The following is a 24,486-nucleotide window of genomic DNA, read 5'->3' on the forward strand; positions in this document are numbered from 1 at the left end:
ATGCTCCGTCCATCCCCCAAACCCTGTTTCTCCCATACGGACCATAACTAAAAGTCTGAAAACAGGTATCCAAATTCGTAGGAGCACCCCATGTCATTATCACGCAAACAGTTCGCACTGTCTGCCGTTCTTGTTGCTCTCTTAGCAACAGGCGGTAGTTTTATATTTTTACATGAAAATGCCGATGCAAAAGCTGCACCAGCCGCAGCCCAACAAACTGCCACTGTTGATGTATCACCTGTTGTTAGTAAAACCATTACCGATTGGCAAGAATATTCCGGTCGCCTAGAAGCGATTGATCAAGTCGATATCCGGCCTCAGGTTTCCGGCAAACTCATTGCCGTTCATTTTAAAGATGGCAGTCTAATTCAAAAAGGTGATTTGCTTTTTACGATTGACCCTCGCCCATTTGAAGCTGAACTTAATCGTGCCAAAGCTCAACTCGCTTCAGCTGAAGCACAAGTCACCTATACAACAAGCAATCTTTCCCGTATTCAACGTCTAATTCAAAGTAATGCTGTATCACGCCAAGAACTTGATCTGGCAGAAAATAATGCACGCTCAGCTAGTGCCAACCTACAGGCAGCCAGAGCAGCCGTTCAATCTGCACGCTTAAATCTGGAATATACCCGTATTACTGCACCAGTTAACGGCAGAATTTCTCGTGCTGAAGTGACCGTGGGTAATGTGGTTTCTGCGGGTAACGGAGCACAAGTTTTAACGAGTTTAGTGTCAGTATCCCGTCTCTATGCATCTTTTGATGTTGATGAACAAACTTATCTCAAATACATCAGTAACCAACGTAATTCTGCACAAGTTCCTGTCTATATGGGACTTGCCAATGAAAGTGGTTTCTCGCGTGAAGGGACTATCAACTCAATCGACAATAACCTAGACACAACCTCCGGTACGATTCGTGTTCGTGCGACTTTCGATAATCCAAATGGGGTTTTATTACCGGGTTTATATGCTCGGATCCGTCTGGGTGGTGGCCAACCACGTTCAGCCATTCTCATTAGCCCAACAGCCATTGGAGTCGATCAAGATAAACGCTTTGTTGTTGTTGTCGATGCTAAAAATCAGACTGCTTACCGCGAAATAAAAATTGGGGCACAACAAGATGGCTTGCAAATCGTGAATAGCGGATTACAAGCGGGCGACCGTATTGTGGTAAATGGCTTACAGCGCATTCGTCCGGGTGACCCTGTTACGCCACACCTCGTCCCTATGCCGAATGCACAAATCACTGCAAGTACTAACACGCCTCAACCTCAGCCAACAGAAAAAACATCAACTCCGGCAAAAGGTTAATCGCATATGAATATTTCCAAATTTTTTATTGATCGGCCGATCTTTGCTGGTGTGCTATCAGTATTAATTTTACTTGCTGGTCTACTTTCGGTATTCCAGTTACCGATTTCCGAATATCCAGAAGTTGTACCGCCATCTGTGGTGGTACGTGCTCAATATCCGGGTGCAAACCCGAAAGTAATTGCCGAAACTGTTGCCTCTCCGCTTGAAGAATCGATTAATGGCGTAGAAGACATGCTGTATATGCAATCTCAAGCAAACAGCGACGGTAACTTAACCATTACCGTGAACTTCAAACTCGGTATTGACCCAGATAAAGCTCAACAGTTGGTTCAAAACCGTGTGTCTCAGGCAATGCCTCGTTTACCAGAAGATGTACAGCGTTTAGGTGTCACCACGTTAAAAAGCTCTCCCACTTTAACCATGGTTGTACATCTGACTTCACCAGATAACCGCTACGACATGACTTACTTACGTAACTACGCTGTACTGAACGTAAAAGATCGTTTGGCACGCTTACAAGGTGTAGGTGAAGTCGGTTTATTTGGTTCTGGTGACTACGCTATGCGTGTGTGGCTCGACCCACAAAAAGTAGCGCAACGTAATCTCACAGCAACTGAAATTGTGAATGCAATCCGTGAACAAAATATTCAGGTTGCGGCAGGTACAATTGGTGCGTCACCAACTAATTCACCTGTACAACTTTCAGTGAATGCTCAAGGTCGCTTAACGACTGAGCAAGAATTTGCAGACATTATTTTAAAAACTGCACCCGATGGCGCGGTTACCCGATTGGGTGATGTTGCCCGTGTTGAACTTGCAGCCTCACAATATGGCTTGCGTTCATTGCTTGATAATAAACAAGCAGTTGCTATTCCAATTTTCCAAGCTCCGGGTGCCAATGCTTTGCAAGTTTCCGATCAAGTGCGTAGCACGATGAAGGAGCTTTCAAAAGATTTCCCATCTTCAATTAAATACGACATTGTTTACGACCCAACTCAATTCGTACGCTCTAGTATTAAAGCAGTCGTTCATACCTTGCTTGAAGCAATTGCACTGGTTGTTGTGGTTGTTATTTTATTCTTACAAACATGGCGCGCGTCGATTATTCCATTGCTTGCGGTACCAGTTTCTATTATTGGTACATTTGCACTTATGCTTGCCTTTGGGTATTCCATCAATGCGCTATCGCTATTCGGGATGGTACTTGCCATCGGCATTGTAGTCGATGACGCGATTGTCGTCGTCGAAAATGTCGAGAGGAATATTGAAGCAGGTTTAAGCCCAAGAGATGCAACTTATCGCGCCATGCGAGAAGTGAGTGGTCCAATTATTGCCATTGCCTTAACCCTCGTTGCAGTATTCGTACCGCTAGCCTTTATGACGGGTTTAACAGGGCAATTTTATAAACAATTTGCCATGACGATCGCCATTTCAACTGTCATTTCGGCATTTAACTCTCTTACTCTCTCTCCTGCTTTAGCTGCCATGTTACTGAAAGGACATGACGCTAAACCTGATGCATTAACACGCATTATGAACCGCATATTTGGACGTTTCTTTGCGCTGTTTAACCGCGTATTTACACGTGCGTCAGACAACTATGGTAAAGGCGTAAGTCGTGTCATATCTCATAAAGCATCGGCAATGGGTGTCTATGCAGCACTTCTCGGCTTAACCGTTGGTATTTCTTATATTGTTCCGGGTGGCTTCGTTCCTGCCCAAGACAAACAATATTTAATTAGCTTTGCTCAATTACCAAACGGCGCTTCATTAGATCGTACTGAAGCAGTCATTCGTAAAATGAGTGATACCGCACTCAAACAACCCGGGGTAGAAAGTGCTGTTGCCTTCCCTGGCCTCTCCATTAACGGTTTTACCAACAGCTCAAGCGCCGGTATTGTCTTTGTGACGTTAAAACCATTCGATGAGCGTAAGGCCAAAGACTTATCTGCAAATGCAATTGCAGGTGCTCTCAACCAGAAATACTCAGCAATTCAAGATGCTTATATTGCAGTTTTCCCACCACCACCAGTGATGGGCTTAGGTACGATGGGCGGCTTTAAACTCCAACTTGAAGACCGAGGTGCCTTAGGCTATTCGGCACTGAATGATGCTGCACAAAACTTTATGAAAGCGGCACAATCAGCCCCTGAACTTGGTCCAATGTTCTCAAGTTATCAAATTAATGTACCTCAACTGAACGTAGATCTGGACCGTGTAAAAGCCAAGCAGCAAGGTGTGGCTGTAACCGATGTGTTCAACACCATGCAGATTTATTTAGGTTCTCAGTACGTTAACGACTTTAACCGCTTTGGTCGTGTTTATCAGGTTCGAGCGCAAGCCGATGCTCCTTTTCGTGCTAACCCTGAAGATATTTTGCAGCTTAAAACCCGCAACAGTGCCGGACAAATGGTGCCTTTATCTTCATTGGTGAACGTGACTCAAACTTATGGTCCAGAAATGGTGGTGCGTTATAACGGCTATACCTCAGCGGACATTAACGGCGGCCCTGCACCGGGCTATTCATCTAGCCAAGCTGAAGCTGCTGTTGAACGCATTGCTGCTCAAACCTTACCACGCGGCATTAAGTTTGAATGGACTGATTTAACCTACCAAAAAATCTTGGCTGGTAATGCAGGACTGTGGGTTTTCCCGATCAGTGTATTACTGGTGTTCTTAGTTTTAGCCGCTCAATATGAAAGTCTAACTTTACCTTTAGCTGTAATTCTGATTGTGCCAATGGGAATCTTAGCGGCTCTAACCGGTGTTTGGCTTACTGGTGGAGATAACAACATCTTTACCCAAATTGGTCTGATGGTACTGGTCGGGCTGGCCTGTAAAAATGCCATTTTGATTGTCGAATTTGCAAGGGAACTTGAAATGCAAGGCGCAACTGCATTTAATGCCGCAGTTGAAGCAAGTCGTCTGCGTTTACGCCCAATTTTAATGACGTCAATTGCATTTATTATGGGTGTAGTACCACTGGTTACCTCAACAGGTGCAGGTTCTGAAATGCGTCATGCCATGGGTATTGCCGTGTTCTTTGGCATGATCGGAGTAACGTTGTTTGGTTTATTCCTCACCCCTGCCTTTTATGTCCTGATTCGTACACTCAACAGCAAACATAAACTGCATTCGGCAGCCGTTCATGAAGCGCCATTAGCTAACCCACATGATCACTAAGGAGGACATTTCATGCCAGCATTGAAACAAAAATGGTTAGTGTCCTCACTCATGGGAAGCCTGCTCCTTGCAGGCTGCTCATTGGCGCCGGAATATCAACCTGCAAAGGTCATAGTTCCTGTTAAATTTAAAGAGTCAGACCCTAAACTTGAAGATAGCAACTGGAAAATTGCTCAACCTGCCGATGCACAATCTCGTGGCGAATGGTGGCGTGTTTTTAATGACCCACTGTTAAACGAACTAGAGCAACAAGCAATTGCTGGCAACCAAAACCTTAAAGCGGTGGCTGCCAATATTCAGGCTTCACGTGCATTACGTTCAACAGCGCAAGCGGAACGCTTACCAAGTATTGGTGCTGGCTTTGGCCCAACTCGCCAAAAACCATCTCCCGCTTCACTGGGTTTAGATGATAATGCGCATACATCTGCACAAACTTTATGGCGTGCTCAAGCTAGTGTTTCATATGAGCTCGATTTATTTGATCGTATTGCTAGTAGTGTCAATGCAGCAACAGCTGATGTACAGCAACAAGAAGCGTTATACCAGTCGGCACTTTTAGCCTTACAAGCGGATGTTGCTCAAGGCTATTTTCTAATTCGCCAGCTTGATGCTGAACAAGTAATTTATAATCGCACTATTAAGTTACTTGGTGAGACTCGAGATCTAATTCAAACTCGATTTCGCAATGGTTTAGTCAGTGAATTAGATGTTTCTCGCGCACAGACTGAACTGGCTACAGCCCAAACCAATGCACTAACGATTACCCGTAACCGAGCAACTGCGGAACATGCACTTGCGGTTTTACTTGGAAAAACGCCAGCTGACTTCAATCTAGCAGCTCAACCATTAACAACAAACAGCATTCGCCTTCCAGCAGGTCTACCTTCAACTTTGCTTGAAAGACGGCCTGACATTGCTGCTGCTGAACGTGCTATGGCAGCAGATAATGCGCGTATTGGAATTGCACGCGCTGCTTTTTTTCCAAAACTAGACCTAACAGGTGCACTCGGTTATGAATCATCAACTTTAGGTGATTTAGGTAAATGGTCGAGCCGCACATTCTTGCTTGGGCCAGTCGCAGGCACTATTTTATCTTTGCCCTTATTTGATGGTGGGCAACGTAAAGCTGGAGTTGCTCAAGCGCGAGCATCCTATGAAGAAAGCGTTGCGAATTATCGCCAAACTGTACTGAATGCATTTCGCGAAGTTGAAAATGGTTTATCTGATCAAAGAATTCTCGATCAGCAAATTCAAGCTCAAAACCAAGCACTCTCCTCTTCTCGTCACGCAAATCAGCTTTCTCATCTACGTTATCGAGAAGGTGCTATTAGCTATCTTGATGTAATTGATTCTGACCGTACTATTTTGCAACAAGAGCAACTTTCCGCACAGCTTAATGGTAGCAGAATGATGGCTAGTGTAGATTTAATTCGGGCATTAGGTGGTGGATGGCACGATGCAGAGTCATCGGTAAAAACTAAAAGTTAATTCTTACGTAATTAACTAGATATAAAAAAAGCGCCATATGGCGCTTTTTTTATATCTACAACTTATTGTGCGTATACAGGGAATTTTGCACAAACAGTTTCAACTTTCGCTTTTACGTCAGCAATAACTTTTTCGTCACCTTTGCTGTCAATCACATCAGCGATCCAACCAGCAAGTTCACGTACTTCAGCTTCACCGAAACCACGAGTTGTTACTGCTGGAGTACCGATACGGATACCAGAAGTCACAAATGGAGAGCGTGGATCATTTGGAACTGAGTTTTTATTAACAGTAATGTGAGCAGCACCTAACCAAGCATCTGCTTCTTTACCAGTTACGTCTTGTTTAATTAAAGATAACAAGAATAAATGGTTGTCAGTACCACCAGAAACAACGTCATAACCACGAGCGATTAACACTTCAGCCATAGCTTGAGCATTTTTCACAACTTGTTGTTGGTAAGCTTTGAAGTCATCAGACATTGCTTCTTTGAAGCAGATCGCTTTAGCAGCAATCGCATGCATCAATGGACCACCTTGGTTACCAGGGAATACAGCTGATTGAAGTTTTTTCTCGATTTCTTCATTCGCTTTCGCAAGGATTAAACCAGAACGTGGACCACGAAGCGTTTTGTGAGTCGTAGTTGTGGTTACGTCAGCAATTTGAACTGGGTTTGGATATACACCCGCAGCAACTAAACCTGCAACATGAGCCATATCAACAAAAAGGTAAGCGCCAACTTTGTCCGCGATGTCACGGAAACGTTGCCAATCTACAACACGGCTATAAGCAGAGAAACCAGCAACGATCATACGTGGCTTGTGCTCTAATGCTAAACGTTCAACTTCTTCGTAATCGATCTCACCTGTTTCAGAGTTTAGACCGTATTGAACTGCATTATAAGTTTTACCAGAGAAGCTTACTTTTGCACCGTGAGTCAAGTGACCACCGTGAGCCAAGCTCATACCTAAAACAGTATCGCCTGGGTTAAGAAGCGCTAGATAAACAGCAGAGTTAGCTTGTGAACCAGCGTGTGGTTGAACGTTTGCGTAATCTGCACCAAAAAGTTCTTTAGCACGATCAATCGCCATTTGCTCGATGATATCCACATACTCGCAACCACCATAATAGCGTTTACCTGGATAACCTTCTGCATATTTGTTCGTAAGTTTTGATCCTTGCGCTTCCATCACAGCAGGAGAGCAATAGTTTTCAGATGCAATTAACTCGATATGTGCTTCTTGACGCTCACCTTCAGAAGCAATTGCTTGAGCTAATTCTGGATCAAATTCAGAAATGGAAATATTGGCAAACATTAGCGGGGGTCCTATAAGTAGGGCTTTTAAGCCGTGCTAAGATTGGTGCATATTGTAACACGAAGTTTGTCCTTGCACAGATTGATATTTACTTAATTATCCATGAATTTCCCCCATTTTACTGGTTATGCTATAAAGTTAGATAAAAAGGAAATCTAAATGGGATTACTAGATAAATTTTGGTCAAAAAAAAAGACTCATACAACTAATTTTCAACCAGCCGATCATGCTTTAGTAATTCCCGAGGATTGGAATTGTTATATGTGTCAAATAGATGAACAACCTGCAAGCTACTTTCTAAATCTGGCTTTAGCTAAAATTGCTCCTCTAACATATCGACCAACATTGCTTTGGTTTGAAATACAGATGAATCAATCAAGAGAGGATGGTTTATCTTCTAGCGAAGAGTTTAATCATCTTATTCAAATTGAAGATCAAATCATTCCAGCACTCACAACTGCGCTTCCTATCCTGTATGTTGGACGTCTAACTCATAATCACTTAAGAGATTTTTATTTTTATTGCGAAGAAGGAATAGATATAAATCACATCATTAATCAAGTCATGCAATCTTATCCAAACTATAATTATCGCTTTGGTCAAAAAGTTGATCCAAGCTGGTCAACTTATTTTGATTATATGTACCCAAGTCAAGAAATCATACAAACTATTGCTAATAACTCTGTAATTGAGAACCTTCAAAAACAAGGGGATTCACTTGAAATCGCCCGCCCTGTGCATCATTGGATTTACTTCAAAAATAAAAATGATAGAGCAATATTTCTAAAAATGATTGACCCGTTAGGTTTTGAAATTATTCAACAAAATAAAGTTAAGGAACGAGAAGATTCACCCTATCAATTACAAATTTCGAGAATTGATCATGTCCATCATCAAGCTATAGATGCGTGCACCTTGCAACTCCTAGAATTAGCCCAACAATCTAATGCTGAATATGATGGCTGGGAAACTCAAGTAATTAGGAATTAGCTTAAAAGCCCAAAGTCCACCCATTCAAAGTGCACTCTGGGCTCCGCTCTATTTCTTAATTATTGAGCTGTCAATAAATTCTGAACATTTCCAACGATGTTGTCTACATTAGTACTCATGACCGTACCATGGTCCCAGTTACCAGTCACATAACTATTAATTTTAGTACCTACTACTGTGGCATTAGATATCAAGATATCCGTTGCAACTTTAGGAACTGTCGTATCACCCACTCCTTGATAAATAATAATCGGTGTAGTGACTTTTACTTGTAGTGGCTGTGAATCTTTATCTAAAAAGGTTTTAACAATTGGAACACCCATAAAGTTAGTTTGTGTACGTGTATAACCATCCAATGTTCCACCATGAGTCCCAGCATATGTTTGCATATTAGCTACAAAAGCCTGCGCTAATGGCCCTGCACAAATCGTTTCTGCCTGCTGCGCAGTACTTGCTGTTTGTGAAGTAAATACCTGCGAATAATTAAAGCTTGGCTGTGTATTTCGAATGCCAGCTGTAACTAAAGCTGTATATGTATCAAGCTGTGCATACATTGGGATCTTTTTATCCAAGGTCTCATTTGCAACAGCTTGTTCACCCGCAATTAAAATAAAACCTAAATTAGAAGCTGGTGCTACCGCTACCGTACCTTTATAGTCTAGCTGCGCACGACTCGCATATTGTGCAGCACTCAACGCAGCATGTCCCCCTTGTGAATGCCCAACTGTAAGCCATTTTTTTGAAGTTAATAAATTACGCTGTGATAAATAGTTACGCGTTGCAACTACAGCATCCGTAATTGAAAAGGCCTCACTTTTAACATTTAAAAAAGGATGTATGCCTGGGGTACCTAACCCTTCATAGTCAGGTGCGACAACAACATAACCCGCTGCAAGTAACTTACTAATTAAATCTTTTGTACTATCTGCTAAAGCTGCTTTACTTGGTGCACAAGCATCTGCTACACCGGTTGTCCCATGTGCCCAAACTACAATTGGCCAACCGCCTGCTGGTGGCGGTGTATTTGGTGTGAATACCAAACTGGTTGCCTGCACCTCTTGCCCACTTTGGCCCAACATTTTATAAGTTAAAATGCTACTTTCTGCAGCTACTGTTCCCAAGTTGGTACTTGTATAGGCATCAACTTTAACAACTGGATTTTGAATGTTATTGACAGGAGTCCCTGATGGATCAACAATCGGCGTGTCATCATCGCTACTGCTTCCACCACAAGCCACTAAAAATAAACTTGTGCTAAGAACGCTGGTCATTAATAGTTTTATTTTCATTGATATATCCCTTAAATTCCATTTTTGTTGTGCTTTAGTTTTTTAATCAACATTTTCCAATGCCTTAAAAATAATTACGCCTAATCTTTATTTTTCGCAAGTTCTATTTGATGAAATTAATCCATGAAAGACTCTATTTTTAATATAAATTGTCATTCTCATCACTTTCTAGTTGCACTTCATGTTTTAAAGTGAATAGCCAACTGTTACCATTCATAGCTACTCGTAAATTATTTAAAGGGCCAGATATGCAAGCCATTATTTTAGATACAGAAACTCATACACTAAATGGTTTGCCTATTGAAATTGCGTATGCTCCAATCGAACTTAATGAAGGTAAACTGACCTTAGATAAAAGCAAATTGTTTGATCAGTTATATCAAGTGGGTGCGCCTATCTCTTATGCTGCAATGGCAGTACACCACATATTAGAAACAGATTTAGAAAACCAGCCTCACTATAAAACCTTTAAATTGCCAGAGACCACAACTTATATTATTGGCCACAATATTGATTACGATATTGCCGCGATTGCTCGTTGTGGTGTTGATGTATCGAATATTAAACCGATTTGTACTTTAGCTTTAGCACGTAAAGTTTGGGCAGATGCAGAGGCTCATAATATCTCAGCACTGATCTATATGATTTCTCAAGGCAGCAGTAAAGCTCGAGAAATGCTTAAAGGTGCTCACCGTGCTGATGCCGATATTATTTTGACTGCTAATATTTTGATGCATATTGTCTATCATCTAAATATTCAAGATATTGAAGAGCTCTACCGAGTTTCTGAAGAAGCACGTATCCCCACTACTGTTAACTTTGGTAAGCATAAAGGCACAGCAATTGCTGAACTTCCTAAAGACTATATTCAATGGTTATTACGCCAAGATGAGCTTGATGTCTATCTTCGAAAAGCATTAGAAAGTGCCTTTTAAGATTTTAACCAAATGATATTTATAGATTATTCATCATATTGTCATTTTTAAGTTTTATTATTAACCCCATTTATATTTTATTAAAAACAGTACTGTTCAACTCACAAGATTGAACAGTCTGATTTATTTTTTATATTGGGGAAAAGTAATGGCTGGTTTTTATAGAACCAATTTGGGAAGAGTTGCGCTTCAACAACGCAATATTGTTTTAAATGCAAAACAAAGACGTTTATTACTCTTAATAGACCATGAAGATTTTCAAAACTTAAATGGTGAATTTAAAAAACGTATTGCTTCTCCAGAGCTGATTCAACAGCTTATGGACTTAGAACTTATTGCCCCAATTGCCTCTACCGAAACATCTACTAATGAAGAAATTATTTTTAAAACATCACCAATAAATAAAATAGAAGAAAATCAAAAAGAATCTGTTATTAGCTCTATACCGCATTCCCCTCATCTTGTTGGAGAAATCCAACTTTCCGAGCAAAAAACTTTAGATCAGTCCAGTACTACATATTTTCAACCAGTAATATCTTCTGAGGCTCTTTCTTTCGAAGAAATACAACAGTTAATGATAAAAACACTTAGCAGCTATTGCGGACTAATGACTAAACCGCTTGTTCAAAAAATAGAGAAAACTGCAACAATACAAGAGCTTAAATTATGTCAAATGCAATGGATTACCAGTTTGCAAGAATCACGCATTCCCCCTCAAGAACTTGCAAGAGCTTTACGTACAATTAACTATTCAATTCAGCTTCTCTCACAAAGCATATAAAATATTGAACAACTTGCTGTTTAATTAAGCATTAAAATCACTTGGCACGTATTTCGTGCTTTACCTGCAAGTGTTTTTTTCCTATGATGTGCCCCACACATGCGCTCGTAGCTCAGTTGGATAGAGTACAGGTTTCCGAAACCTGGGGTCGTGGGTTCGATCCCCGCCGGGCGCACCAGCTTTTATATAATAATTTCTCAATTTATCTTAATTTTATAAAATTCCGACTATTTTACTTGGTTTATTAATCATTATCGCTCAAAATATACCCCTCTTTCATAATGTGAGAATTTCATGACTGATGCTTTGGTTTTAAGAGATTTGTCCAAAACATATCGTAATGGTTTTCAGGCGTTAAAAGGTATTAACCTCACTGTGCCTGAAGGTGAATTTTATGCGTTGTTAGGCCCAAATGGTGCCGGCAAATCAACAACCATTGGTATTATCAGCTCCCTCACAAAAAAAACCTCAGGAACAGTTGAGATTTTTGGGCACAACCTCGACACCCATCCATCTCTGGCAAAACAGCAGCTTGGTGTCGTTCCTCAAGAATTTAACTTCGGGCAGTTTGAAAAAACATTCGATATTTTAGTCACTCAAGCTGGCTATTACGGTATCCACAAGAAGATTGCAGAAAAACGTGCCGAACATTATTTAGAAAAACTCGGTTTGTGGGAAAAACGTAATATACAAGCACGTATGCTGTCTGGCGGTATGAAGCGTCGTCTGATGATTGCCCGTGCCATGATGCATGAGCCTAAACTTCTTATTCTAGATGAACCTACTGCTGGTGTAGATATTGAATTACGCCGTTCTATGTGGGATTTTCTGACCGAAATGAACGAAAGCGGTACTTCTATTATTTTAACGACCCACTATTTAGAAGAAGCAGAAATGTTGTGTCGTCGCATCGCGATCATTGACCGTGGTGTAATTAAAGAAGATACCAGCATGAAGAGCTTCCTTAATCAGCTCAATGAAGAATCATTTATCTTCGATTTAGCCGAACCGATTGGACCGCTCCAGTTAAACATTATTGGTGTCAAGTTCAACTTAATTGATAGCAATACTTTAGAAGTCACGATGGATAGAGCGCATACATTGAATGACCTATTCCAGTTATTAGAATCTCAAGGTATTCGTGTTCACAGTATGCGTAATAAATCGAACCGTCTAGAAGAGTTATTTGTCAAAATGGTCGAGAAAAATCTTGAAGGAGAGGCAAAATGAATTTTAGCCAACTGCAAATTGCTCTCTGGACCATAGTTCGTAAAGAAGTACGCCGTTTTCTACGCATTTGGCCACAAACCTTATTACCACCGGCAATTACGATGAGTTTGTACTTTGTCATTTTTGGTAATTTGGTTGGTTCACGTATTGGACAAATGGGTGGCGTGAGCTATATGCAATTTATTGTGCCTGGCTTAATTATGATGGCTGTCATTACTAATAGTTATGCCAACGTGTCTTCCAGTTTCTTTAGCGTAAAATTCCAAAAAAGTATTGAAGAACTCATCATGAGTCCTGTGCCACTACATATTATTTTGTGGGGCTATGTGATCGGTGGTATTTGCCGTGGTGTATTAGTTGGCACAATTGTAACTGCAATGAGCATGTTCTTTACTGACCTTTTCATACACAACTGGTTCGTAACTATATATACAGTCCTAATTACTTCGGTTCTTTTCTCATTAGGTGGTTTTATTAATGCAGTCTATGCAAAATCATTTGATGATATTTCTATTATTCCAACCTTTGTTCTTACACCCTTAACTTATTTAGGTGGTGTGTTTTATGCCATTAGTTCCCTTGGTCCTTTTTGGCAAAAACTTTCTTTAATTAACCCTATTGTTTATATGGTTAATGCTTTCCGTTTCGGCATTTTAGGTCATAGTGATGTGAATGTTTCATTCTCTTTAATCATTGTGACATCATGCTGTGTTGTACTTTACGGAATTGCTTACTATTTACTTGCTCGTGGTTCAGGAATGCGTGAATGAGTGTCGAACAGTCTTTGTTGGGTAAAGAAACCCAATATCCAACTAATTATCAACCTGATGTTTTATTTCCAATTGCTCGTGCTCAGTCTCGTGAAGCCTACTCGCATATTGAAGGCATCACACAAGGTAAAGATTGGTGGCATGTTTTTGAAATTTCATGGTTAAACGCTCATGGTATTCCGCAAGTTGCTATTGGCAGAATTACGCTACCTGCATCTTCACCGAATTTGATTGAATCTAAGTCATTAAAACTTTACTTCAATAGTCTTAACTTCACTCAGTTTGAGTCTAAACAATCATTTATTGAAACTGTTGAAAAAGACCTCTCGGTGGCGGCTGGTGCAAAAGTTGAATTAACCCTATTTCAAGTAGATGATTTAGAGATTTCTAAGCCTCAAGGTATTTGTGTTGACGACCTCACTCCAGAGCGTTTAGAACAACATCCTGATGCTACTCTTTTAAAACTAGATGAGTCTGGTGAAGAAGTCGAAGTTGAATTGTATTCTCATCTTTTAAGAAGTAACTGCCCAGTCACGGGACAACCGGATTGGGGTACAGTTTTTATTCGTTTTAAAGGCAAAAAACCTTGTTATCGTAGTGTTTTAGCTTATATTATCTCGTACCGTCAGCATAACGGCTTTCACGAACAGTGTGTCGAACAGATCTTTGCCGATATTTGGCAAAATCTACAGCCTGAAAAGCTGATGGTTTATGCAACTTATACTCGTCGCGGCGGACTTGATATTAACCCTTGCCGAGTATCGGATCTTTCATGGATGCCAAAACCGATTCGATTGGCACGACAATAAAACGAATAATTTGAGGATATACCATGCCGTTTTTTGGTTTTACCCCTTCTGAAGGCTTATTGAACGATATACAAACTGGAATTGCGAATAAAAATTCTAGTGAACCTTTATATCCACTTCGCGATAAGATTGCTTTACAACTCAATGAAGAGATTATTGATAATGTCTTAATTCAGTTAGTTCAGCATTTTCCTGCAAGTGAAAAGCGCGATACTGCCGAAAAACTAGCAGGCTATGTCAAATCAACTGTTGCTGTTCTTTTAAAGCAATTGCTAAGCAAAGCACCAAATGATGTGGTTAAACAGTCAGTAGAGTTTTCTGAAAAAAGCTTATTTAAAGACCCACAAGGCCAATATAAAATAGGCGTAAATTTAGATGCAGGTTTAGTGACTAACCTTAAGCATAACTTTACTGAGCTTGAAGCAGGCAATGACATTAATAAAGCTGCTTTAGCTGAATTATATAAACAATTCGGCGATGCGATGATCAAACACTTCATGTCTGATTTTAACAAGACATTAGACCTCGGTATGATCAAGCGTAAAGCAGCAGATATTGGTGCAGCAGCTGTAACAAAAGCTGTTCACATTGCAATCGACAAACTGATTCCAAGCTTAAATCGCACTGAACTTAAAGCGATGGCTGAATACCATGATGGTCTATTCTTTAACTAATAAAAAATAGACCATCGGAAACCTAGCGTGAGCTAGGTTTTTTTATTGCAAAATATTGATATACATTGCCATTCACCACGTTTATGTTAGCATGCGCCAAGCACTGATTGACCTTAGTTAACGCCGCATGTCTCCTAGCCCACAATATAAATTTTTACGCCAAGCTCCTCGAGATGGTCTTAGCACCGCTATGCAACCATCAAAGTGGCAACAACTCCATGTTGACCCTTGGTTATGCCTATTTCTGCTCTTAAATGCTCTATTAGGTTTAACCGTACTATATAGTGCTTCTGCACAGGATGTAGGGTTAGTGAGTAAACAAGCCATGAGTTTTGGTATTGGCTTTTTAGTTATGTTTGGTTTAGCCCAAATTCCGCCCAAGGTCTATCAAGCTTTTTCTCCATATTTTTATTTGTTTGGCTTATTTTCACTTGTGGCAGTCATGGTGTTTGGCGAAGTCCGAATGGGTGCTCAGCGCTGGATTGATATTCCTGGTTTCGGAAGTGTCCAACCCAGTGAGTTCATGAAAATCGGTATGCCCATGATGGTTGCATGGTTTTTAGCACGTAAGCCCCTTCCCCCTAGCTTTTCACAAGTTGTTTTATCCTTAATGTTAATTGGTATTCCTTTTTTACTAATTGCAGAACAACCAGATTTAGGGACATCAGTGTTAGTGCTAGCAAGTGGCATATTTGTTTTATTTTTAAGTGGACTATCATGGCGTATGATCGGTGCCGCAGGAGCTTGTGCTGCAATCATCATTCCGATTGCTTGGGAATTTCTTTTACACGACTATCAACGCCAAAGGGTTTTAACATTGCTTGACCCAGAGGCGGATGCACTCGGTACAGGTTGGAATATTATTCAATCTAAAACTGCGATTGGTTCTGGTGGTTTTTCGGGCAAAGGATTTCTTGAAGGAACTCAATCACATTTGCACTTTTTACCCGAAGGTCATACCGACTTTATTATTGCCGCGTATTCCGAAGAATTTGGGCTCATCGGTGTACTTATTTTAGTTATTCTTTATTTTGCTATTATTTTTAGAACATTCCAAATCGGTTTACAAAGCTTCCATAACTATGGACGTTTAGTTGCTGGCGCCTTTGGTTTGTCATTTTTTGTGTATGTATTTGTAAATGCGGGAATGGTCAGTGGTATTTTACCTGTAGTAGGTGTTCCTTTACCTTTTATGAGTTATGGCGGAACAGCTATTATTACTTTAATGGCCACCTTTGGTTTAGTCATGTCCATTCATACACATCGATAATCTGGAATTTTAAAACGATATGTTGTCTCAACACTTAAATAAAACTTTAAAAATGCTCGCTTTGTGTACTGGTTTAATCAGTACAAGTCACTTCGCTCAGGCCAACGATTTTGCAACACATCCTGATTATGTAAATTTTAAACAAAAAACGATGAGTGCTTATGGGTTAAGTGGCGATCAAGTTGATGCAGCCATGAGTGGTGCAAAAAATTTACCAAACATTCTAAATATTATGACTCGTCCAGGTGAAAGCAAACCTTGGTATGATTATCGTTCTATGTTTTTGGTTGAAGGGACAATTCAACGTGGTGTCCGTTTTAAAAACCAATATGCAGATGCTTTAAATCGCGCTGAACAACAATACGGTGTATCTCAAGCAGTCATTTTAGGTATTTTGGGTGTTGAGACAGGTTATGGCGCGAATAAAGGTTCTTTTATTACACGTGATGCCTTAGCCACACTTGCTTTTGGCTATCCTCGCCGTGCTGAATATTTTGGTGATGAGTTAGCTGCTCTTATTGCATGGACTTATAAAGAAGGTTACCCAACAAATAGTATTGTAGGTTCCTACGCAGGTGCAATTGGCTATCCACAGTTTATGCCGAGCAATATTAGTAAATATGGTGTCGATTATGACGGTAATGGGCATATCGACTTAAGAAACTCTGCGGAAGATGCAATTGGTTCAATCGCAAACTACTTAGCAAAACAAGGATGGCAACGCGATCAACCTATCGGGTTTATGGCGCGTTACACAGGCTCAAATCCGGAAAGTATTATTGCTAAAGATTTAACTCAGCCTTTTCCATATGGTGCATTAAAGACACTAGGTATTTCACCATTAAATCCTTTAGTTAAAATTGATGATCTGGATATGGTGAATGTTATTCAATTACAAGACTATAATGGTCCGATTTACTATTTAACTTACCCGAATTTTCAAGTGATTACGACCTATAATAAGAGTCGTATGTATGCTACAGCTGTATGGTTATTAGGCACAGAAGTGGCTAGCCGATAGGCTAGCTTTTTTGTGAGTTATGTAAAAGTCAATAAATATTTTTGTTAAATAGTTCACAATATGCACAAATTTAATATTTTGTTACACTTTTGATTATTTTTTAACCCGGAACTGTAAGTTTTTGCCCTTTTTGTAACGATTTCTCGTTAAAGACTAGACACTCTCCGTAAGCGATGAATATTATCCACCCCAATGTAGCAATTGCAAAAGTGAATAATCAGACATGTTCACTTTAAATTTCAGTCAATCGCTGAAAGAAAAAAGTACATGTTCTCAGGAGTTTATACAAATGCAGTTATCGCTGAAATACGTTCTTGCACTGACGGCTAGTTTAAGTATGGCCCCATTGCACGCTGAAATGGTGCAATCTTCATCATTAAATAATGATGTAGATGGCTCTAATTTAGCAGCTCGTGTATTGAGTAAAGATACTCAAAATTTTAATTCTCGTTTTTCTAACATTAACAGTCTTTCAATCACTGAACGTTCTGGCGACCAAATTCGTCGTCAAGCGATCGCAGCAAAAATTGAAATCCCTGAAGATGAGCCTTCAGTGATTGAAAAACTTAACACAGTAGCTTCAAACACTGTTCGTAAGTTTAGCCAAACTGGCATGGCTTCATGGTATGGTCGTCAATTCCATGGTCGTAAAACAGCAAATGGTGAAACATTCGATATGAATGCTCTCACTGCTGCTCACCGTAGCTTACCATTAAACTGTTACATCCGAGTAACCAACAAAGACAATGGTAAAAGTGTGGTTGTAAAAGTAAATGATCGTGGTCCTTTCCATGGCAATCGTGTACTTGACCTATCATACGGTGCAGCTAAACGTCTTGGCATTACCAATGCTGGAACTGCAAAAGTAAATATTGAACGTGTTGATGGTCCTACTTCATAAGTTATAGCCTCTAGAGTTCATGTAAAAAGCCGCAATTTTTTCTGCGGCTTTTTTATGTTTTAAACTATAAAAATAATTTCTAACTTAGGTTTAAAAAATTATCTTTTTTAGCCCTTCTCCACCCTTAAATTTGAATATTTTTTACACAAAAAAGTACGTTTATCTTATCCAAGCTTATTTTGCTTCTAAATTGCGTTTAGAGTGACTTTATTAAATTTCCGCTACCCTAGTACCATTTTTATAAAATTAAGGCTAATTATGGCGTTTTTAGAGCAGATAAGTAGAGCTTTTTCATGCAATTTTCCCACCTATCTCAAAATCACACTTTTTTTGATGATTTCATCATCTAGCAACCTATAAAAAATATTCTGAAATATTGCATCATTCTCAAGGTTACATTGAGTACTTTTTCTATCACCCAGACATTACGTTTTTCTCATGTTCTTTTTTAAATCTTTATTGCCAAGTTCCTATAGTTGAATAATACCGGTTTCTTGTCGCTCACCTTAAGAACAGGATAAAATATACTCAGAAAAAATAAATCAAAGCTAAAACAAGGAGTGTGCCATTAATGAAATCCATTACAGAATGGTTTGATGAATATAGCGAAAGCCATCAAAACCCAACAAACAAGCAAATTCACTGGCTCTGCGTTCCTGCTATTTTATTTTCTATTATTGGAATCATTGCCCATTTCAGCGCTTTACTCACAGCCCTATTACTTGTACTGACTCTCGTATTTTATGCACGTTTAGATCTTGTACTTGCTGTTGCAATGGCTGCTTTACTGGTGGTTATGGCGTGGCTTATTTACACCCTACCTGTAGGAATAGGATTTTATATCGCTATTTTTGTAGTTGCTTGGGTCGGACAGTTTTATGGCCATAAAATCGAGGGCAAAAAGCCATCTTTCTTTAAAGATTTACAATTTCTACTGATTGGACCAGTTTGGTGCATGGATGCCTATCTAGGAAAAATCTTACCTAAATGGAAAAGCAGACAAAAACACGCTCTTTCCTAATGATTAAATTAAAGCTGGATCATCTCGATTCAGCTTTTTACATTTTACTGATTTATTAGAAAATTTATAAAATAGAAAAAAACTAAACTAGCGATAACACTTAAAAGCACTCTTTTTAGATAAATGGAAATCACAATACAAAAGATTGCTGCATAAATATAAGAATTATCTAAAACTCCTTTTAAATTATCGCCATCAAAAAAAACAATCGGAATACAAATTGCTGTTAATAAACAGGGAGCAGAATAATTAAGCATCTTATTCATAATAAGAGGCAGTTTAATTTTAACGTTAGGCTCTAAAAAATAATAACGATTAAAAAAGACGATTGCTGCCAAGCCTAAAATCATGAACCAAGACATATTATCGCTCCTTCTCTATTTTTTCAGTTAACACAGCAACCAACATCCCTAGTAATCCTGAAACTAAAATCGCCCCTTCAACCTGATAAAATTTAAAGAAAAATCCGCTAAAACAGGTCATTAGCACACCAGCAAGTACAGGCAACCCCTTACATAACGGTACGATCATGGCAACAAAAATAGCCACAATTGAAAAATCTAAATGATAATTTAATAAATCAGGAATCACTGTTGCTAAAAGTATTCCTACCAAGCTAAACACTACCCAGAATAAATAAAAAGATAGGCCTGCACCCAACAAATATTCTGGCTGCCTTTTTTCACTGGATGCACATACCGCAAATAATTCATCTGTTAATAAAAAGCCCAAACTTAATCGCTTCGAAAGAGGCAAAATAGAAATGTCATTTCTTAAAGTTAATGCATAAATAAAATGCTGAGCCGTTAAAAAGAAAATCGTCACATAAATAGTAAAAGTGGATGCACCCTCCATAACCATGCTCAAGCTAACTAATTGCGCTGCTCCAGCAAAGACAATTCCTGACATCGCAAGTGCCTTATAAAAAGATAAACCTGCATGAATTGCCATAGAGCCTGCTAAAATTGCCCATGGAATGACAGAAATTGACAACGGTAAAATATCCATTGCACCGCGTAAAAAAACATAGGATGGCTTATTTTTTGAAAACTCAACCGACTGATTAAGCTGAATATTCATATATAGAATCCAATATAAGAAGCATCTCTATAACATGCTTGATGAAAGCCGACTTATATTGAATAAAATTGCTGTAAATAAATTTTTAATAATTTAGTTATTTAGACTAGCTACATATTGAGTTGGCGTCACGCCCATTGCTTTTTTAAAGTGGCGATTAAAATGGCTTTGATCAGAAAAGCCACACTGCTGTGCCACCATTGCAATTTGGTCACCCTGTTTTAATAATTGTCTTGCTTTTTGTAAGCGCGCTTGAACAAGCCAAGCATGAGGTGGCAAGCCCACATATTTTTTAAATTGTCTTAAGAAATGCCATGCGCTCAAGCCCACCATGTCAGCCAGATCTTGCAAAGAAAAATTCGTTTCAGGCATTTCTACCAGTAACTCTTTAACTCTTAATATTTTTGAATATGCCTCTGGCAACTCACAAAAAGTCTGATTTGATTTACTATGTCGCTTCATTAGACAGGCTAAAGTAGACAAATACATTGTTTCTTTGAGTAAGAAATTATCTTTTTGTTCCAATAAATCAAAGAGTAAACAAAGTTGTTGGGCTAAACCCAAGTCACGAATCACAGCTTGAGGAAACCACGGCGCCCCACGTGAATTTTCAAAAAAATCTTGACTGACTTCTTCCAACATTTCAGGTGTGGGATAAATCGCCCGATATCGCCAACCCGACTCAACAGCAGATGAACCCGTATGAATCTCGTCAGCATTTACTAAAATAATATCGCCTTTGGGAGCTACATGTAGCTGGCCTGTCCTAAAAAAAGACTGTGCGCCCTCTTCAATCACGCCAATACAATACCCTTCATGAGTATGCTTCGAAAATTGCGTTTGGTGATAATGTGCTTTTAATAACTCTAAACCGCCCAGCTCTCGCACATGCAGATAATCGGCTTGCTCCCGCTGCATAAATACGTCTCATCCATTCAATAAAAAAACCATAGCATGTTTTAAGAAACTGAATAGAATAAAATTGCTCTATAAAAACAATCTCTTTATTCGTTTATTCGGCTTTATTGATAGATTTGCCCATCATGTTTGAGCCAACCGCTTTCATGACGACTTTGTGGATCACGATGTGTCCAGTGCAATACACCACCTTTAGGGTTGTATTCATATTCGCCATAAAACTCTACCACGTCACCTTTTTTTAAATTAGGAATTTTAGGTGCTAAATCGATATTATGTGCGACTAAAATTGAAAGGCCATTTTTTAAAACAAGAATAAATTTCTGGTGTCTCGACCCATCATTATCATCCCTTAAAATTGCTTTTACTCGACCACTTCCCTGCACTTGAACATTACTTTGTCTCTGCTCATGAGCAGCTTTTATGTTGTCGACCCCATTACTTGGTAATGTAGTTTCTGTATGCTGGGCTTCAGATATAGTTGATGATGGCGATTGATTTTGCTTATGCCCAGATAAATCCAGACCAAAATATGCAGCAACCAATAAAATAATGACGCTGCCAATACTAAGATTTTTTTTATTTATCATTCTAAGCCCTCATTTTAGTCGAGATAAAAAAAGCCCCAAAGGGGCTTTTTTTATCGTGATACGAATTACTTCGCAGCAGCTTGAGCAGCAGCAACTTCTTCAGCGAAGCTAAGTTCTACTTTCTTCTCGATACCTTCACCAACTTCGAAACGTACGAAGTTAACAACAGTAGTACCAGTTGCTTTTAATACATCAGCAACTTTTTTGTCGTTGTCGATAACGTACATTTGACGATCAAGAGCAACTTCGTTCAAATATTTATCAACAGAACCAGTTACCATTTTTTCAACGATATTAGCTGGTTTGCCAGATTCTAACGCTTTCGCTTCAGCAATTTCTTTTTCTTTAGCGATAAGGTCAGCAGGAACAGCTTCAGCATTCACAGCAACTGGGTTGAATGCAGCAACGTGCATTGCAATACCTTTACCAGTATCAGCATCACCTGTATAAGAAACTACAACACCGATTTTTAAACCGTGTTTGTAGATAGCCAAGCTTTCGCCTTCAACGATTTTCGCGCGACGAACTTGGATGTTTTCACCGATTTTTTGAACAAGAGCAATACGTGCTTCTTCAACAGTAGCACCATCTTCAAGTTTCAATTCAGCAATTTTAGTCGCATCAGTTTCATTTGCAGCAAGTGCAGCAGCAGCAACTTTAGCAGAGAAACCAGCAAAGTTTTCGTCTTTAGCAACGAAGTCAGTTTGACAGTTTACTTCTAAAAGAATCGCTTTATTGCCTTCTTGAACGATTGTGATTGCACCGTCAGCAGCAATGTTACCTGCTTTTTTAGCAGCTTTTGCTTGACCTGATTTACGAAGGTTATCAATCGCTAATTCAACATCACCATTAGATTCTGTTAATGCTTTTTTGCATTCCATCATTGCAAGACCAGTACGGTCACGTAATTCTTTTACCATGCTCGCAGTAACTGCAGTCATGTTGTTCTCCTAAATACGGTAGAAAATAAATCTGTTCAACAAAAACGGCCCAAAGTGTTCTCTGGACCGTTCTGCTTTCTTGACGCTTAATTTGCCACCATTACATGTCGCAAAAATGACAATTTTGCATCAAAATGCATTAAGCCTCTGGAGCTTCTTTAGCAGCTTCTTCGCCTTTAGCTTGTGCATTTGCTTGTGATTGAGCATATTCTTTACCAGCAAGAATCGCATCAGCCATAGCAGAAGCATATAGAGTTACTGCACGGATCGCATCGTCGTTACCCGGAATAACGTAATCAACGTTGTCTGGGTTAGAGTTTGTATCAACGATACCGATAACAGGAATACCCAAGTTCTTCGCTTCTTTGATTGCAATCGCTTCGTGATCAACGTCGATTACAAATAACGCGTCAGGTAAACCACCCATGTTTTTAACGCCGCCTAAAGAACGCTCAAGTTTTTCCATCTCACGAGCACGTTCTAAAGCTTCACGTTTAGTAAGCTTAGCAAAAGTACCATCTTGAGATTGAGTTTGAAGATCTTTTAAACGGTTGATAGATTGGCGAAGTGTTTTCCAGTTCGTCAACATACCACCTAACCAACGGTGATCTACATATGGTTGACCAGCGCGTTGAGCTTGTTCACGGATGATGTTAGAAGCAGCACGTTTTGTACCAACAAACAAAACTTTGTTCTTTTTGCTTGCTAATTGGTTAGCGAAGTTCAAAGCATCATTTAACGCAGGAACAGTGTGCTCAAGGTTGATGATGTGAATTTTGTTACGCGCGCCAAAAATGTATTGACGCATTTTTGGGTTCCAGAAACGTGTTTGGTGACCAAAGTGCGCGCCAGCTTGAAGAAGGTCGCGCATGCTTACGTTGTAATCTGCCATTTTCTTTACCTTAAAGTTTGGGTTAGGCCTCCATATATCCGCATTCTCCACCCTTTTACAGGCACCCAGAGTAATGTGACGATATATGTGCGGATTTTTTACGCCATCTATCAAAATTGTTCGTAAAAGATATTCACGAAAAGCATTTGATAAAATGGGCGGCTATTTATACCATAGACACTTGTAAATTACCAAAAGTTTTTAGAGATCATGAACAGTACTTATACAGCTCCACGTCGATTAATCAAAACTCCAGATGAAATTGAAAAAATGCGCATTGCAGGACGACTGGCGGCTGAAGTTCTAGAGATGATCAAGCCCTATATTAAGGCAGGTGTGAGCACACTTGAACTTGATACCATTTGCCGTAATCACATTGAAAATGTACAGCATGCTATTCCTGCCTGTGTCGGCTATGGTGGCGCTCCTGGACGCCCTGCTTTTCAGCACTCTATTTGTACTTCGGTTAACCATGTTGTCTGTCATGGTATTCCCTCTGAAAATAAAATCTTAAAAAATGGCGACATCCTGAATATTGACGTAACTGTCATTAAAGATGGCTATCACGGCGATACAAACATGATGTATGTCATCGGTGGCGAAACCTCTATTTTGGCTAATCGTCTATGCAAGGTTGCTCAAGAAGCAATGTACCGAGGTATGGCAACTGTTAAAGATGGTTCATATTTAGGTGATATCGGCCATGCAATCCAAAAATATGTCGAATCAGAGCGTTTTAGTGTAGTACGTGAATATTGTGGTCACGGTATTGGAACTGTGTTCCATGATGAACCTCAAGTATTACATTATGGTCAAGCTGGTACCGGTATGCGTCTGGAAGCAGGTATGACTTTTACCATTGAACCTATGGTAAATGCAGGCGTATGGCAAACTAAACTGTTAGGCGACAAATGGACTGTTGTAACGAAAGACCATAAACTTTCAGCTCAATATGAACATACTATTTTAGTGACTCAAACGGGCATTGAAGTTTTAACTGCACGCCCTGAAGAAGACTTATCTCGCTTCAACTAATAATTTAATTACATTTAATAAAAGGCTACTTTATGTAG

Annotated in this window: 23 protein-coding genes and 1 tRNA gene; 16 read left to right on the forward strand and 8 right to left on the reverse strand. The window is 39.5% G+C overall.

What is annotated here, in order from left to right; translation table 11 throughout:
- The first annotated feature begins 90 nt into the window (after nt 1-90).
- Genes AC07M3_RS12060 through AC07M3_RS12070 form a run of 3 tightly spaced genes read left to right on the forward strand, consistent with a single transcriptional unit; the run spans nt 91 to nt 5,985 of the window.
- Nucleotides 91-1,311, forward strand: a complete 1,221-nt coding sequence (locus tag AC07M3_RS12060; protein WP_494567401.1) for an efflux RND transporter periplasmic adaptor subunit — start codon at nt 91-93, stop codon at nt 1,309-1,311.
- Between the two features lie 6 nt (nt 1,312-1,317).
- On the forward strand, nt 1,318-4,497 hold the full coding sequence (adeG, locus tag AC07M3_RS12065) for a multidrug efflux RND transporter permease subunit AdeG (protein WP_080027504.1): 3,180 nt from the start codon (nt 1,318-1,320) through the stop codon (nt 4,495-4,497).
- 12 nt (nt 4,498-4,509) lie between these two features.
- Nucleotides 4,510-5,985 carry an efflux transporter outer membrane subunit gene (locus AC07M3_RS12070; RefSeq protein WP_494567402.1) on the forward strand — a complete coding sequence of 492 codons (1,476 nt, stop codon included), beginning with the start codon at nt 4,510-4,512 and terminating at the stop codon, nt 5,983-5,985.
- 62 nt (nt 5,986-6,047) lie between these two features.
- On the opposite strand, the gene glyA is transcribed toward AC07M3_RS12070, so the two are convergent.
- Nucleotides 6,048-7,301, reverse strand: a complete 1,254-nt coding sequence (glyA, locus tag AC07M3_RS12075; RefSeq protein ID WP_003650657.1) for a serine hydroxymethyltransferase — start codon at nt 7,299-7,301, stop codon at nt 6,048-6,050.
- Between the two features lie 159 nt (nt 7,302-7,460).
- Here glyA and AC07M3_RS12080 point away from each other — a divergent pair, with 159 nt between their 5' ends.
- Nucleotides 7,461-8,291 carry a DUF695 domain-containing protein gene (locus AC07M3_RS12080; protein ID WP_494567403.1) on the forward strand — a complete coding sequence of 277 codons (831 nt, stop codon included), beginning with the start codon at nt 7,461-7,463 and terminating at the stop codon, nt 8,289-8,291.
- Between the two features lie 59 nt (nt 8,292-8,350).
- Here the strand turns inward: AC07M3_RS12080 and AC07M3_RS12085 are convergent, their stop codons facing one another.
- Nucleotides 8,351-9,580: an alpha/beta hydrolase gene (locus AC07M3_RS12085; RefSeq protein ID WP_494567404.1), complete on the reverse strand. Its 1,230-nt coding sequence runs from the start codon at nt 9,578-9,580 to the stop codon at nt 8,351-8,353.
- Between the two features lie 248 nt (nt 9,581-9,828).
- Here AC07M3_RS12085 and AC07M3_RS12090 point away from each other — a divergent pair, with 248 nt between their 5' ends.
- From AC07M3_RS12090 to AC07M3_RS12140, 11 genes are all read left to right on the forward strand, one after another.
- On the forward strand, nt 9,829-10,515 hold the full coding sequence (locus tag AC07M3_RS12090) for a 3'-5' exonuclease (RefSeq protein WP_004643492.1): 687 nt from the start codon (nt 9,829-9,831) through the stop codon (nt 10,513-10,515).
- A gap of 148 nt (nt 10,516-10,663) precedes the next feature.
- Entirely contained in the window at nt 10,664-11,296 is a 633-nt protein-coding gene (locus AC07M3_RS12095) for a hypothetical protein (protein WP_494567405.1), read from the forward strand.
- Between the two features lie 101 nt (nt 11,297-11,397).
- Nucleotides 11,398-11,474, forward strand: a tRNA-Arg gene (locus tag AC07M3_RS12100).
- A 116-nt stretch (nt 11,475-11,590) separates the two neighbouring features.
- Entirely contained in the window at nt 11,591-12,526 is a 936-nt protein-coding gene (locus AC07M3_RS12105; protein WP_003650650.1) for an ABC transporter ATP-binding protein, read from the forward strand.
- Nucleotides 12,523-13,296, forward strand: coding sequence for an ABC transporter permease (locus AC07M3_RS12110; RefSeq protein WP_016137528.1), 774 nt, complete (start codon nt 12,523-12,525; stop codon nt 13,294-13,296). The genes AC07M3_RS12105 and AC07M3_RS12110 overlap by 4 nt, the downstream gene beginning before the upstream one ends.
- A complete protein-coding gene (gene queF / locus AC07M3_RS12115) occupies nt 13,293-14,105 on the forward strand; it encodes an NADPH-dependent 7-cyano-7-deazaguanine reductase QueF (protein ID WP_494567406.1) in 813 nt (270 codons plus the stop codon). Before AC07M3_RS12110 ends, queF begins: the two co-directional genes overlap by 4 nt.
- Nucleotides 14,106-14,128: 23 nt before the next feature.
- Nucleotides 14,129-14,779 carry a hypothetical protein gene (locus AC07M3_RS12120; protein WP_133747034.1) on the forward strand — a complete coding sequence of 217 codons (651 nt, stop codon included), beginning with the start codon at nt 14,129-14,131 and terminating at the stop codon, nt 14,777-14,779.
- 127 nt (nt 14,780-14,906) lie between these two features.
- Nucleotides 14,907-16,049 carry a rod shape-determining protein RodA gene (gene rodA / locus AC07M3_RS12125; RefSeq protein WP_494567407.1) on the forward strand — a complete coding sequence of 381 codons (1,143 nt, stop codon included), beginning with the start codon at nt 14,907-14,909 and terminating at the stop codon, nt 16,047-16,049.
- Between the two features lie 19 nt (nt 16,050-16,068).
- Nucleotides 16,069-17,070 carry a lytic murein transglycosylase B gene (gene mltB, locus AC07M3_RS12130; RefSeq protein ID WP_092706268.1) on the forward strand — a complete coding sequence of 334 codons (1,002 nt, stop codon included), beginning with the start codon at nt 16,069-16,071 and terminating at the stop codon, nt 17,068-17,070.
- 289 nt (nt 17,071-17,359) lie between these two features.
- Entirely contained in the window at nt 17,360-17,971 is a 612-nt protein-coding gene (locus tag AC07M3_RS12135) for a septal ring lytic transglycosylase RlpA family protein (RefSeq protein ID WP_045430069.1), read from the forward strand.
- 571 nt (nt 17,972-18,542) lie between these two features.
- Nucleotides 18,543-18,992, forward strand: coding sequence for an Mpo1 family 2-hydroxy fatty acid dioxygenase (locus AC07M3_RS12140; protein ID WP_494567408.1), 450 nt, complete (start codon nt 18,543-18,545; stop codon nt 18,990-18,992).
- 44 nt (nt 18,993-19,036) lie between these two features.
- On the opposite strand, the gene AC07M3_RS12145 is transcribed toward AC07M3_RS12140, so the two are convergent.
- The 6 genes from AC07M3_RS12145 to rpsB all read right to left on the reverse strand — a co-directional run bounded on the left by AC07M3_RS12145 (nt 19,037) and on the right by rpsB (nt 23,413).
- Nucleotides 19,037-19,354 (reverse strand): AzlD domain-containing protein, encoded by a 318-nt coding sequence (locus AC07M3_RS12145; RefSeq protein WP_005039193.1) that lies wholly within the window; start codon nt 19,352-19,354, stop codon nt 19,037-19,039.
- Between the two features lies 1 nt (nt 19,355).
- Nucleotides 19,356-20,072, reverse strand: coding sequence for an AzlC family ABC transporter permease (locus AC07M3_RS12150; RefSeq protein WP_494567409.1), 717 nt, complete (start codon nt 20,070-20,072; stop codon nt 19,356-19,358).
- 93 nt (nt 20,073-20,165) lie between these two features.
- A complete protein-coding gene (locus AC07M3_RS12155; protein WP_092706273.1) occupies nt 20,166-20,990 on the reverse strand; it encodes an AraC family transcriptional regulator in 825 nt (274 codons plus the stop codon).
- A 104-nt stretch (nt 20,991-21,094) separates the two neighbouring features.
- The gene (locus AC07M3_RS12160) at nt 21,095-21,580 is read right to left on the reverse strand and encodes a DUF3465 domain-containing protein (RefSeq protein ID WP_494567410.1); all 486 of its coding nucleotides are present in this window, start codon (nt 21,578-21,580) and stop codon (nt 21,095-21,097) included.
- A 65-nt stretch (nt 21,581-21,645) separates the two neighbouring features.
- Nucleotides 21,646-22,521, reverse strand: a complete 876-nt coding sequence (gene tsf, locus AC07M3_RS12165) for a translation elongation factor Ts (protein WP_042897221.1) — start codon at nt 22,519-22,521, stop codon at nt 21,646-21,648.
- Nucleotides 22,522-22,660: 139 nt separating this feature from the next.
- Nucleotides 22,661-23,413 (reverse strand): 30S ribosomal protein S2, encoded by a 753-nt coding sequence (gene rpsB / locus AC07M3_RS12170; RefSeq protein WP_092706280.1) that lies wholly within the window; start codon nt 23,411-23,413, stop codon nt 22,661-22,663.
- Between the two features lie 210 nt (nt 23,414-23,623).
- Here rpsB and map point away from each other — a divergent pair, with 210 nt between their 5' ends.
- Entirely contained in the window at nt 23,624-24,448 is an 825-nt protein-coding gene (gene map, locus AC07M3_RS12175) for a type I methionyl aminopeptidase (protein ID WP_004643502.1), read from the forward strand.
- The last annotated feature ends 38 nt before the right edge of the window (nt 24,449-24,486 follow it).

Source organism: Acinetobacter sp. GW821-FHT09D10, assembly GCF_059416285.1.